The 12,294-nt window shown below is 36.5% G+C and carries 14 protein-coding genes; 10 read left to right on the top strand and 4 right to left on the bottom strand.

Annotated features, from left to right (window positions below; translation table 11 throughout):
* Nucleotides 1-220 precede the first annotated feature (220 nt).
* The 4 genes from ACZ11_RS11220 to ACZ11_RS11200 all read left to right on the top strand — a co-directional run bounded on the left by ACZ11_RS11220 (nt 221) and on the right by ACZ11_RS11200 (nt 3,651).
* A complete protein-coding gene (locus tag ACZ11_RS11220) occupies nt 221-679 on the top strand; it encodes a hypothetical protein (RefSeq protein WP_049666099.1) in 459 nt (152 codons plus the stop codon).
* A 177-nt stretch (nt 680-856) separates the two neighbouring features.
* Nucleotides 857-1,588 (top strand): AAA family ATPase, encoded by a 732-nt coding sequence (locus ACZ11_RS11215; RefSeq protein WP_049666098.1) that lies wholly within the window; start codon nt 857-859, stop codon nt 1,586-1,588.
* Nucleotides 1,585-2,808 carry a GNAT family N-acetyltransferase gene (locus ACZ11_RS11210; protein ID WP_049666097.1) on the top strand — a complete coding sequence of 408 codons (1,224 nt, stop codon included), beginning with the start codon at nt 1,585-1,587 and terminating at the stop codon, nt 2,806-2,808. Before ACZ11_RS11215 ends, ACZ11_RS11210 begins: the two co-directional genes overlap by 4 nt.
* Nucleotides 2,809-3,252: 444 nt before the next feature.
* A complete protein-coding gene (locus tag ACZ11_RS11200) occupies nt 3,253-3,651 on the top strand; it encodes a DUF5412 domain-containing protein (protein ID WP_049666094.1) in 399 nt (132 codons plus the stop codon).
* Between the two features lie 25 nt (nt 3,652-3,676).
* Here ACZ11_RS11200 and pdxR read toward each other — a convergent pair whose 3' ends face one another.
* Nucleotides 3,677-5,065: a MocR-like pyridoxine biosynthesis transcription factor PdxR gene (pdxR, locus tag ACZ11_RS11195; protein WP_049666092.1), complete on the bottom strand. Its 1,389-nt coding sequence runs from the start codon at nt 5,063-5,065 to the stop codon at nt 3,677-3,679.
* Nucleotides 5,066-5,177: 112 nt separating this feature from the next.
* Here pdxR and ACZ11_RS11190 point away from each other — a divergent pair, with 112 nt between their 5' ends.
* From ACZ11_RS11190 to ACZ11_RS11165, 6 genes are all read left to right on the top strand, one after another.
* Nucleotides 5,178-5,618 carry a GNAT family N-acetyltransferase gene (locus tag ACZ11_RS11190; protein WP_049666091.1) on the top strand — a complete coding sequence of 147 codons (441 nt, stop codon included), beginning with the start codon at nt 5,178-5,180 and terminating at the stop codon, nt 5,616-5,618.
* Nucleotides 5,619-5,636: 18 nt separating this feature from the next.
* A complete protein-coding gene (locus ACZ11_RS11185; protein WP_049666089.1) occupies nt 5,637-6,065 on the top strand; it encodes a GNAT family N-acetyltransferase in 429 nt (142 codons plus the stop codon).
* A gap of 61 nt (nt 6,066-6,126) precedes the next feature.
* Nucleotides 6,127-6,528, top strand: coding sequence for a hypothetical protein (locus tag ACZ11_RS11180; protein ID WP_049666087.1), 402 nt, complete (start codon nt 6,127-6,129; stop codon nt 6,526-6,528).
* A 219-nt stretch (nt 6,529-6,747) separates the two neighbouring features.
* Complete coding sequence (locus ACZ11_RS11175) at nt 6,748-7,356, top strand: CPBP family intramembrane glutamic endopeptidase (protein ID WP_049666086.1); 609 nt, start codon at nt 6,748-6,750, stop codon at nt 7,354-7,356.
* Between the two features lie 62 nt (nt 7,357-7,418).
* Nucleotides 7,419-7,628 carry a hypothetical protein gene (locus ACZ11_RS26590; RefSeq protein ID WP_049666085.1) on the top strand — a complete coding sequence of 70 codons (210 nt, stop codon included), beginning with the start codon at nt 7,419-7,421 and terminating at the stop codon, nt 7,626-7,628.
* The gene (locus ACZ11_RS11165) at nt 7,629-7,814 is read left to right on the top strand and encodes a helix-hairpin-helix domain-containing protein (protein ID WP_049666083.1); all 186 of its coding nucleotides are present in this window, start codon (nt 7,629-7,631) and stop codon (nt 7,812-7,814) included.
* Between the two features lie 882 nt (nt 7,815-8,696).
* On the opposite strand, the gene ACZ11_RS11160 is transcribed toward ACZ11_RS11165, so the two are convergent.
* The 3 genes from ACZ11_RS11160 to ACZ11_RS11150 form a co-directional block, all read right to left on the bottom strand.
* Nucleotides 8,697-10,229 carry an MDR family MFS transporter gene (locus ACZ11_RS11160; protein WP_049666082.1) on the bottom strand — a complete coding sequence of 511 codons (1,533 nt, stop codon included), beginning with the start codon at nt 10,227-10,229 and terminating at the stop codon, nt 8,697-8,699.
* A gap of 553 nt (nt 10,230-10,782) precedes the next feature.
* A complete protein-coding gene (locus ACZ11_RS11155) occupies nt 10,783-11,502 on the bottom strand; it encodes a metallophosphoesterase family protein (protein ID WP_049666081.1) in 720 nt (239 codons plus the stop codon).
* Nucleotides 11,503-11,707: 205 nt separating this feature from the next.
* The gene (locus ACZ11_RS11150) at nt 11,708-12,205 is read right to left on the bottom strand and encodes a DUF1648 domain-containing protein (protein ID WP_049666079.1); all 498 of its coding nucleotides are present in this window, start codon (nt 12,203-12,205) and stop codon (nt 11,708-11,710) included.
* Nucleotides 12,206-12,294: the final 89 nt, after the last annotated feature.

Below are 12,294 nucleotides of genomic sequence, written 5' to 3'. Positions count from 1 at the left end.
ACTGGTTTTCATTACGGCTATTTATTTCTCTTTCTTTGCACGCAAACATAAAAAAGCTAATATGTGGAAGGGAAATATTAATTATGTAGTGAAGTTGAATGTCGCATCCGTGCTAGCATTTTGTGGGCTTTATTCCGCTGAACGAAGTTAAAGCCTCCGGACGCAATTATGCTGCGTCATGATTGATAATATGTAAAGTCAGCGATTGTAAGCACTTGAGATGGGCATTGAACCGCTTTTTGTCTTGGTGTTAGCTGTTTTTGCAAAGGAATCAATTCCGAAAGCTAATTGGGTAATTTCCACGGGGACCATTATCGCTTGTATTATATTAATATTAGCGGTAGTGAGTGGGAAATCAGCTGTTCAAATGGACATAACTTTGCCCGTGGTTTTCGCGTTGATAGCGAGTGTTGGCTGTGGGATTGGGGCTGTACTCTGTACGATGTATTCTAAGAATTTAATTGAGGCTGGTTGGACTACTTCTATGATCTTAGCCAACCGTTATTATGGCATAATTTTATTATCTTTTTTCGCGACTTTCGACATATTTTTTAAGTATTTCTCGGGAAATATTTCATGTATAATCGCAGTGACAGCAGTCGGTGTCATGCTTCCGATGTATTTATTACAGATAGGTATTCAGTTTTGTTCTCCTTTAATAATAATGATGAGTTTATGATTTGTTCTAATATTCGCATTTTTGTTTCGGGTGCTCGATTCAAGGTTATTATGGTCGCCAGTTCCCTTTTTGGAATAAGCCTATTGTTTATTTTGGGGGTGTGTAGCTTGTATTGGAAAAAAGATCGGTTTCAGAATAGCGTAAGAGCGATATAATAGTAGTAAAGGAGGAAGCGAAATGTATTTAAAATCATGTAAGGTTTTACGGGGAGATATTGAAGTTAAAGACCAATATCCCTTTAATATACCAAGTTTGCAGGATTTACAGGAGCTAGAGTTTCCTACGAACGTGACCTTCTTTGTTGGGGAAAATGGCTCTGGGAAATCAACCTTATTGGAGGCTATAGCTGATCGCTGTGATTTTAATACAGCGGGGGGCGGCCGTCAAAATTTATATGAAGTACATAAAGCGGAATCTGCACTTGGAGAATTTATCCGTTTATCCTGGTGGCCAAAGGTTTCAAATGGCTTTTTCCTACGTTCGGAAACGTTTTATCAATTTGCGAGTCATATTGATTTGTTAGATGGTCATCCAAATAAGTATGCCGCTTTTGGGGGTAAGTCGTTACATCATCAATCACATGGTGAGTCCTTTTTATCACTATTTATGAATCGCTTCAAAGGCAAGGCAATTTATTTATTGGATGAGCCTGAAGCGGCTTTGTCACCAACAAGACAGCTGAGCCTACTCAAAATTATTAAAGATTTAGAGCATGAGGCACAATTTATTATCGCCACACATTCACCTATTTTGCTTGGTTATCCAAATGCTACAATCTATAGTTTTGATAATGGGGAGATTGAGTCTATTCGTTATGAGGATACTATACATTACATTGTTACGAAGCGCTTTTTAAATGCACCAGAAACCATTTTATCAGAGTTATTTGATGAGGAGAGAGAATCATGAATCAACGTAAAGGCTTAGTCATGCGAGAAATTCGATTAGATGAAATGGCACAGTCAATAGACTTGCTTAATTATGTTTTTCAAATGTCCATGTCTATTCATAAGGATCGTCGCTTTGTGAATGCTAAAAGTAAGCAATTTAATGAGGGACATGCGATTGGTTGGTTTGATGGTTCACATCTTGTATCTCAAATTTTAAGCCTACCTTTTGAAGTAAATGTTCATGGTAGGATTTATGAAATGGGAGGCATTACGGCGGTCGGAACGTATCCTGAATATTCTAGGCATGGTTTGATGGAGAGCCTTATTATTGAAAGCTTAGAGCGGATGCGAAACGAGGGACTATGCATATCCTATTTATTTCCATATTCTATCCCGTATTACCGAAAAAAGGGCTGGGAAATTATGAGTGATATAGTTGAATTTCAGATCAAGGATACGCAGCTTCCGCACTATAAAGGGTTAAACGGGAAAATTCGCCGTGTCGATCCGAAACATGATGATGTTGTGGCCATTTATGCGAGCTATGCCAAGAAGACGCACGGTGTTATGGTACGTAATAGTATTGCTTGGAATGAAAAATTTCAGGAAGATTTTTGGGAGGGAAAATTTATTGATAGTGATGTGAACCTCCAGGCAGCAGTGTATTATGACGAAGATGATACACCACAGGGTTATATGTTTTATCGTATTATGGAGGAAAATTATTATATCGATGAAATTGTCTATTTGCAGGAAGAGGCACGTAAAGGTTTATGGAATTTTGTCTCAGCACATAGCTCGATGATTTACAATGTCTATGGTAAAACAACTGGCAATGAAGCCGTCGCCTTTTTGTTAGAGGATAGTGAGATTATACAAAAGGTGTCCCCTTATTTTATGGCACGAATTGTAGATGTAAAAGAATTTCTGTTACGCTACCCATTCACGGGAAATGATTTTCAGCTTAGACTCGCTGTTACTGATCGCATTGTGGAATGGAATAATGGCACATTTGTCATAACGAAGCAAAACGGAAAAGTTGCAGTTGAAAAGGTGAGCGAGACACAGTCAGAAAATGCTATTCAACTAACTGTTCAAACACTTGCTACGATGTTACTTGGCTATAAACGACCGAGCTATTTAGAAAAAATCGAGCGTTTACAAGGCAATGCTATTGAAATAGCACTACTAGAGACGCTGCTACCAATAGGCATTCCAACGTTTATTGATTATTTTTAAAAAAATTATTGGGGAATATGTACAGAGACAGCTGTGCATATTCCTTTTTTATTGGGTTGAATGGAAAACTGATCGGGTTAGCGCAAAAACTGATCAGGTCATCGCCAGAACTGATCGGGTTGAACGGAAAACTGCTCGGGTCAGAGCCAAAACTGCTCGGGTTGAACAGAAAACTGCTCGGGTCATTGCCAGACCTGCTCAGGTTCAACAGAAAACTGCTCGGGTCATCACCAGAACTGATCGGGTTGAACGGAAAACTGATCGGGTTAGCGCAAAAACTGATTAGGTTGAACAGAAAACTGATCGGGTCACAGCAAAAACTGATCTGGTCAGTCCAAGAACTGCCGGGTCCCCGAAAGAACTTCTCTATCGAATTCATTTCCTAAATAAGGAAACATCTATTCCGCTGAAATCGTCTCTAATTAAACAGATTGGAGGATGCAGATGAACGATGCCGAAAAGTTAGAAATCAAGAAAGTATACAAAAAAACTCTTCTAGTGCTACTTATTTGGATTTTGTTTTTTGCAGGTATTTTAGGGTACGGTATTTATTGGCTGTTTTTTGATTGGACTAGGTTTAAACAAGAGCTGATTGCTGAATCTACATCTCCACAAGGAACCTATACAGTGAAAGCTTATGTTTCAGACGCTGGTGCGACGACTTCTTTTTCAGTGTTGGGAGAGTTAGTATTCAATCATGAAAAGAGAAAGTCCAAGAAAATATATTGGCAATATCGAGAAAATAGAACATACATTAATTGGAGCGACGATGATACAGTAAGTATTAACGGTGTGACATTGAATGTGCCTGATGAAACATATGATTTTCGAGATAATGAGTAGCCATAACCATTTCAGTTATGGCTTATTATTCTGTGATCCAAGCTTTTTTTAGCAGTTGAACGCCGAGGATGATTTCCTCCATTTTTAACTTACTAAAGCCTAATTGAATAATAGGCACAAAACTCGGAGGTTGTAGAAAATATGGGCTTGTAGGATAGACTTTAACTCCGTATTGTTGTGCATTTTGAATGAGCTGTTTTTCTGAAAATTGTGTTTGAACTTTGATCAATATATAAAGTCCAGATTGCTCTCCAAGTATTGTAATTTTTTCTCCGAATTGCTTTTTTAATTCCTCTACAAGCGTATTTATTTTATGTTTATAGGTGATACGCATTCTTTTTATATGTCGTGTCCATTCACCTTGTTCCATGAATTTCGCCATTGTTAATTGATGTAAGGATGAAGCGTTATGTTCAAAATGAGCAAAGCGTGCTTTATATGGCTGTACAAGTGCTTTCGGTAGCACCAAATAACTTAAACGAATAGCTGGTAAAAATGATTTTGAAAATGTTCCAATATAAATAACACGTGACTTGTCGAGTGAGGCTAGAGCAGGAAATGGCTGCTGCGTATATCGAAATTCACCATCATAATCATCCTCAAGAATATAACCATCAACTTTTTTAGCCCACTGAATTATAGCTTGTCGCTGCTGAATGCTCATCGAAACCCCGTATGGAAAATGATGAGATGGTGTGACATAGAGTAAGCGCGAATGTAAATGCGTTAAATGCTCAAGCTTTGCACCGTTTTCCGACACAGGTAAAGTCTCTATTTGAAAGCCATGCAGCTTGAACGCTTCTCGTGCACCGTTGTAACCAGGGTCTTCTAAAATAACACTTTGGAATTCCTGCTTTAATAAAAAGCCTAGATAAATTAACATTTGCTGCGTGCTGCTACCGATAATAATGTCCTCTTCATTTACATGAACGCCACGAGCTTGAAGCAAATAATGCACAAGCTGTTCCTTTAAAAGTGGCTCGCCGAAAGAATCGCCATATTCATAGCATTTTTTTAAAAGTAACACTTGATTAGCCATTTGACGCCATACTTTCAGCGGGAAATGCTGTTGATCTACTGCGCCAGCACGAAAGTCAATGATGATATCTCCACTGGTATTATTCGTTTTTGGAGTAAGACTTGGTCGTTCCTCCTCCTGTAGAAAAACCTGTTCAAATTCATTGACGAAATAACCTCTTCGTCCTTCACCGCGTATGTATCCTTCCGCTACGAGCTGCTCATAAGCAGTCAAAGTGGTATTCCTACTGACATGCAAAGATTCGGCTAGCCTTCGAATGGAAGGAAGAGAATCATTCTTTTTCAATCTCCCTTGTTCGATTAACCATTTGATTTGCTGATAAATTTGTTTATATCTCGCCTCTTCCTCTGTGAATAAGAAAATAAAATCCTCCATAAAGTCCCTCCTTGACATGTCGGAATGTAGAGAACTGTTTCTTTTAAAATGTCAGTTTGTTTTTTATCATAATACAAGAATTATATATAAAAAGAAATGGGGAGATTAGTTAATGGAGATTTGTACAGTAACCTTAGCAACAGTTCGAGACGTGGTACCATTATTTAATGCATATCGAGAATTTTACGGTCAACCATCAGACTTAGGGCAAGCTGAGCAGTTTCTCGTAGAGCGTTTAAAAAAGGAGGAATCGGCTATTTTTCTAGCTTATTTGGACGCGCAGCCAGTTGGTTTTGTCCAGCTCTATCCTGTTTTTTCATCTGTTGCAATGAAAAAGGCGTTTATTTTAAATGATTTATTTGTGGCAGAGCATGCCAGAAAACAAGGTGTGGCACAGAGCCTAATTGAACAGTGTTACTCATACTGTTTACAGAATGATGCACGTTATATTGGGTTAGAAACAGCGACAGACAACGTTCGTGCTCAAAAACTATATGAAAAGCTTGGGATGAAAATAGATGATGGGGTATTTCATTATATTAAGTATTGGTAAAAGGAGGAGGTTCGAAAGATGACTGTAACAATCAAGCAGTTAACATCTCAGCAGGAGTGGATGGAAGCATTTCCCGTTATGGCGCAGCTTCGTACGGAATTAACAGTAGAAACGTATCTCCGATTATTAAGGGAAATGACTCAAGATGGCTATTTGTTATTTGCTTTATGCGAAAATTCGAATATGGTGGCCGTCTCCGGATTAAGTTGGAGAGTCAATTTTTATAATGAACGCCATATTTTTGTCTATGATTTAGTAACGGATGAGAAGTATCGTTCTAGAGGCTATGGTGAGAAATTATTACAATATCTTCACCAATGGGGCAAAGAAAATGGCGCGCACTATTTTGCTTTAGAGTCTGGTATTCAAAGGACAAGTGCGCATCGTTTTTATGAAGATCGATTAGGATATGAAAAATGGTGCTATTCTTTTCGGAAAGCATTGTGATCAAAAGGAATATGATTTTTTAAAACCTCACACACTAGTGGAAACATGAAGGAGGTTTAAAATGAAAGCACCAGTCAAAAAGTTTTTTCTCACGAGCATACTTATGATGAGCTTTACACCAATTGGATATGCAAATAATGTAATTCAACAACATGCAAATGGTGAAGAAGGACAGCTTGTTTACCATGTGAAATACGATTATGATGCTATTTGTAAGGTTCTTGGGATCACGCAAGACGTGTATGATCAATACTGGAAAGAAGGACTTTCTATTGTCGATATGGCAAAAAGGGAAGGTATTGACCAACGTGAAATAATAAATTATTTTGTGACATTCCACTATCAAGAAATGCAAAAATGGCGCAAGAAAGGCGCAATGAACGAACATCATTATTTTGATTTAGTTTATGATTTAAAAGATGAAATTACAGATTTTATTGAGCGAAATCCGAATAAAGAATGAAAGCGACTAGTATATTCTAGTTGCTTTTTTTATTTTATTTTAATTATAAAGAATAAATTTTTAATGATTATCGTTAAAAATGGTTGGTTTTAACTCTACTCTTTAATATGCTTAATATGAAGAAGGATAGCAATATTGACTACCGATGATTTCCGAAAAGCACCTTGCACCCATTGCTTGTCATTCTTAATGTAAAGATTATGAACAGGGGGAAAAATTATGGTTTTGGAAAGTGTAATAAATGCAGTTTTTCAGGTCATTTTATTTTCGGTTATACCGATTATTTGGTGGTTTTTCTCAGCAAGAAAGGAACAATCATTATTAACATGGCTCGGCCTTCAAAAGCCTGTCATAGAAAATAAAGGGAATTATTTTCTATGGTGTTTATTCATTATTATTTTATTATTCGTACCCCTTACTACAATCAGCTATTTCTACCTAGACAGTTCAACCTTAGCGACCAATCGTTTTACAGGACTTGGTTTTTCAGCGCTCATTCCAGCACTTTTTCATTCAATAGTACAAACAGGGTTGTCAGAGGAGCTGTTATTTCGGGGCTTTTTAATGAAAAGATTCATGCATAAGTTTGGTTTTCAAATGGGAAATATCATGCAAAGTTTACTATTTGGCATTTTACATGGATTGTTGATGTTTTCTTTTATTCCTTTTGGAGTTGTAGTATTAGTTGTTATAGCAACCGCATTTGTAGGTTATTTAATGGGGTGGATCAATGAACGAAGATCGAATGGCTCGATCCTTACAAGCTGGGCCATACATAGTATTGTCAATCTGATTGCTGCCTTCATGGCAATGTTTAATATCCTCTAAGAGCCTAGCTCATTTGCATTTCATCATGTTCGATTGCATAATAAAGCAGAGAGGTGATAGAAGTGCAATTCATCGAGCAGGTAGTAAAAGGATGCTTGATTGTCGGTATTATATTAATGGTAGGGCGTATTATTACTGCAATATGCCATTATTATAATATAGCATTTACGACTTTTTTTGTTGATTATCATGTCGTCTCACTAGTTATACTAATAATAGGTATTATAGGAACAGAGATACTTAATAGACGAAAAAAGAAGGGACGAGCATAAATGACGGAATGGCCAAAGGGAGTAGCAAAACCTGCTATACGTGCATTAAATGTGGCAGGCTATACACAATTAGAGCAATTGGAAAAGGTTGATTTATCAACGCTAAAAAATTTACACGGGATGGGACCGAAAGCGCTAGCGGCCATTGAAGTAGCACTGAATGAAAGTAGGAAACACAGTGAATAAACTTACTTTATTTTTACTGGCAATGGTGGTCTATTATATCCTTGTAGTTTTCGTGATTAGCAAGTTATTTATTATTCCTCTAATGAAGTTTATGGCGCTTGTATTCTTCCTTGGAGCTGGCTTTATTTTTTCTCGAAAAATGCGGAGGAAACTGCAGTAGAAGAAATTAATAAAATTACAAAACTGGCCATTTTCATTTTGGTGTTTCAGTAGCTGGGGTTCACTTATCTATTTTATCTCCTGATTTTTTTGCCATTATTGCAATCGCATTGATTTATAGACTTATACATATTTTATTCTGGACAATAATATGAAATTAGAGGATAAGTTAGTAAAAGATCAGGTAACACCGCACACCTTACTATAGCTACACATTTAGCACAAAAGGGAATGCCGATCGAGTGTATTCAGACCTTCTTGGGACATGAAAAGTATCAAACTGCCCGAAAATAGGCCAAGTTGTTCAATCATGCTCGTGAAGAAATGTATGATGAATGGATGAATATAAACTCTTTATTTATGAAGAGGAAGAATTGTTTAAAAAATCCTGTTTTCTCAAAGATTGTTGCTGTTGAAACTAAAAGACAGATTTAACCTACCAACGTGTAGAATAAATCTGTCTTTTTCGTTTGATTTTTCGTGAATTGAAAATTTAACTAAAGCTCCAGTAAATATAATATAAACGGTATTTTAAATTCCTGAAGTCAATTTAAATTAATAATTCCCTAAAATAGCTTTATACAAGAAACATACTTTTTGATTTCCGCAATCTCATTTGCTTTTTCATACGATTACCTCAATCTTTATTGCTGTTTCGAATTATAACAGTTTTAATTGAGGAGAGGCCGCATTTTGTTAATTTGTGAAATACAGGCTCATATATTAATGTGATGCTTCTTTATTGTACGTTTCCATTTCAGAAGCAGGGTCGAATTGCTCTCTACCCATAGCAAATGCCATAATTAGCGCAATAGCAGCTGGGATTATCGCCCAAGCAAAAGTATGAGCAACTGAAATAGTAAGTGCTTCTTGCATTTTATCGAGAACCTCTACAGGAATGAAGCTTCGAGTTTCAGATGTAAGGATTACACTCGGATCACTTATATCCATACCAGTAGGTGCTTGACCACTAAACACGGACGTTAATTTATTTGAGAAAATATGGTTTTGGATAATCCCAAACACTGTTATTCCTAATGTCATTCCAAGTTCTCGATTGAAGTTTAGTGTTGAGTTAGCCGAGCCACGTTGTCTCATACTAAGACCATGAATAACGGCATTGCTCAACACAGAGAAAGACGAGCCAATGCCAAGACCAACAAGTATCATAAAGATTGTTACCATAAGGTGCGACGTTTCAGTTGTCAATGTTGAAAGTAAGGTAATACCAACAACAAATAGAGTTAAAGTCGGTAACATAATCGTTCGATATTTAAATTTCGTGAGGAGAGCTCCACCCACAGATGCTGTTACAACCGAACCGACCATCATCGGAAGTAAAATAAGACCTGAGTTCGTTGCAGAGCCTCCAAGTACACCTTGAACAAAAATTGGAATGTAGATGGCAGCAGTAATGTAAGCAGCACCAGCAAATATTGAAATGATATTACTCGTTGCATAGAGACGATTTTTGAACATTTTAAAGGAAATAATAGGCTCTTCTACACGTAGTTCAATTAAGATAAAGCTAATAAGAAACACTGTAAATAGAGCGAATAATCCAAGAATCATTGCTGAATCCCAAGCATATTGTTTGCCGCCTAGCTCAAGAGCAAACATTAAACTTACTACTGAACTAACTAAAGTAGCTGCGCCAAAGTAGTCGATTTTTTGCTTGGTATGTGCAATAGATTCATTGTAAAATTTTGTAACTAACACAAAGGCAATTAGCCCAAGTGGTAAATTAATATAGAAAATCCAAGACCAATGAACATAATCTGTTAAATAGGCTCCAAGAAGCGGACCAAAGATACTTGATAGACCAAATACTGCTCCGAATAAGCCACCCATTTTCCCGCGTTTATCTGGAGACACTACATCAAACATAATTGTGAATGCGATAGGCATTAATGCACCGCCACCAATACCTTGAATTGCACGGTAAATGCTAAGCTGAATGATTGAGTTTGCTGTACCGGCTAGCGCCGAACCGATTAAAAATACAACTAAACCGAAAATAAAGAATCTTTTACGACCATACATATCGGATAATTTACCGAAAATCGGCATACCTGCAACCGACGCGATCATATAAGCTGATGTCACCCAGACAAGTTTGTCATATCCACCAAGATCTCCGACAATTGTACTGATTGCAGTTGCTACAATTGTATTGTCCATTGCAGCCATTAAAATCGCTAACAATAGCCCAGCGATTACTACACCTATTTTATTTGAATTCTTTGCCACTTTCATACCTCCGTTTTTGTGAATCCCTACTATTTTTAACTATCAATATGTATCTTGATAGGGGATGTTTAAATAACCATTTGCTATTATATCAGTATTGTCAAGTTTATATATGCATTTAGGATCCAGCATTTTCTTTTGAGAGAATTGGGTCATTTGAAATTCAAGTAGATATTGTAGATTAGGAGGAAAATGATTTTCGAAAGAAAGTTATACATAACGAAAAAAATAAATGAATATAAAGCCGGTGAAATTTTACGACGAGTAAAATTTCACCGGCTTTTTGGTATCAGAAAGGGGTTTGTCCAGGTCTCTTTTCATGTTGCATAAAACCTATTATTTCAATAAATTTAAGGTATCATAATATATAAAATTTGGCTTTTCTGCACAACGAGGAGTCCGATGAGCGGCTTGGGGGAAACAGATGCTTTTTGCGCGAAAGCGTAGTGCTAACGTAGCGGCAGCTGCAGGATGTTGGTCACAAAAAGGCCTTGAGTACCAACTAGGTACCTTATGGATAAATATTTATTACTTCAATCGCCCCCGATTAAAAATGGCTCTAAGCATTTCGATAATTTGCGAACATAATTTCACCATAATATTTATCTAATTGAGGTAAACCCAACTCTTCTGCAATTTTAAGCTCAGCCTGCCTGTCATAATCTACTCTAATAAATTGAATGGCATTGTTTGAATGTGTGCCATCTAGGATCGCATATGAAGCTGAAGTTAAGTCAAGTGAATTTCCGACACTACCAACGTTACACAGAATACCCTTTTTATATGTATGTAAAAAGGTTGTATGTATATCGCCGTAGAATACAATGTCAGGAAGTTTAGTGTAATTAATTGAATTTGTTATTTCGCTATTCTCAAACATAGATAAACGCTGTTCAATTGAATGATTAACTGAGATACGTTCAAATTCACTTCTTGGAGATGCATGGAAAAACCTTATTAATTGTCCATTTAATTCTAGATCAATATTAAATGGTAACGAAGCTAGATACTGATAATCTTTTTCTGTTAATCTATCTTTGTACCACTGTAAAAAAACATCGTCTGTTGGTGATTGAATAAATACGTCCCAGTTGCCTCGAACTACTCGTTCGCAATTCTTTTGGATGAGTTCTATACATTCAGATCCTCGGGGACCTTTGCCGATTAAATCACCTAAACAAAAAATTCTTTCAATCTTTCTTAATCGAATGTCTTTTAAAACTGCTTCTAATGCCGTTTTATTCCCGTGGATATCTGAAATAATTGCAATTTTTGTCACAAAGTTTCCCCCTCAAAATTATATCTATTTACGATAGTTGTTTCTCCATGTTATTCGACAAACTACATTTTAATCCTTTAAAAAATAAATGAATCGATAAAAAGAGTACATATTTCTGAACATAATGAAAGAGCACAGAAACCCCTTTAGACAAAACATATCTAAAGGGGTAAAACGATGCCATACATTAGTACTAGGACAAATTCTATTTCTTTTTGTTCAATAATATGCCACGCACGATACCAAATGTAAATATAATACTTAGTACAAATAGAAATAAATAAGCATGCCATTGCAGTAAAATACGTTTATGGCCTAAAGCCACTGTTAGGTCATTGAAAAGTGAATACGTAAAGTATAATAATATACTATTTTTGATAAGACAAAAGGTAATGATCCCATTTTGTCGCTCAGTATGAGATAAGGCTGTCTTATTTTTACGTAGGACAGGATAGGCAGCTTTTATCTCTAAGTATTGTAAAAGCAAAAATAGCATTAAGGCAATGAAGGGTAAATAAAAAATGGCGATTTTCGGCCCAAATTGCGCATGTTCACTCGAAAAGCTTTGCAAAACTGGTATAGATGCGGGGAGCTTATTGTATTGGATAAGCGTTGCTGTAATGCCAGCTAAAAAAATGGTCGCGACAATAAGCGTTAGTGTCTTACAAAAACGCGGTGTAGGTGTTTTTTGTTGTTCAAGCATTCGTTCACCTCATATATCTTTTGAAAAATAACAGTCTGTTATACTGTATCATATGAATATCATCATGTGTGTCATAGAAAGAAGGATTA

The organism is Lysinibacillus xylanilyticus (genome assembly GCF_001183605.1).
Lineage (GTDB): Bacteria > Bacillota > Bacilli > Bacillales_A > Planococcaceae > Lysinibacillus > Lysinibacillus xylanilyticus.
This window is presented reverse-complemented; position numbering and strand designations above follow the sequence as displayed.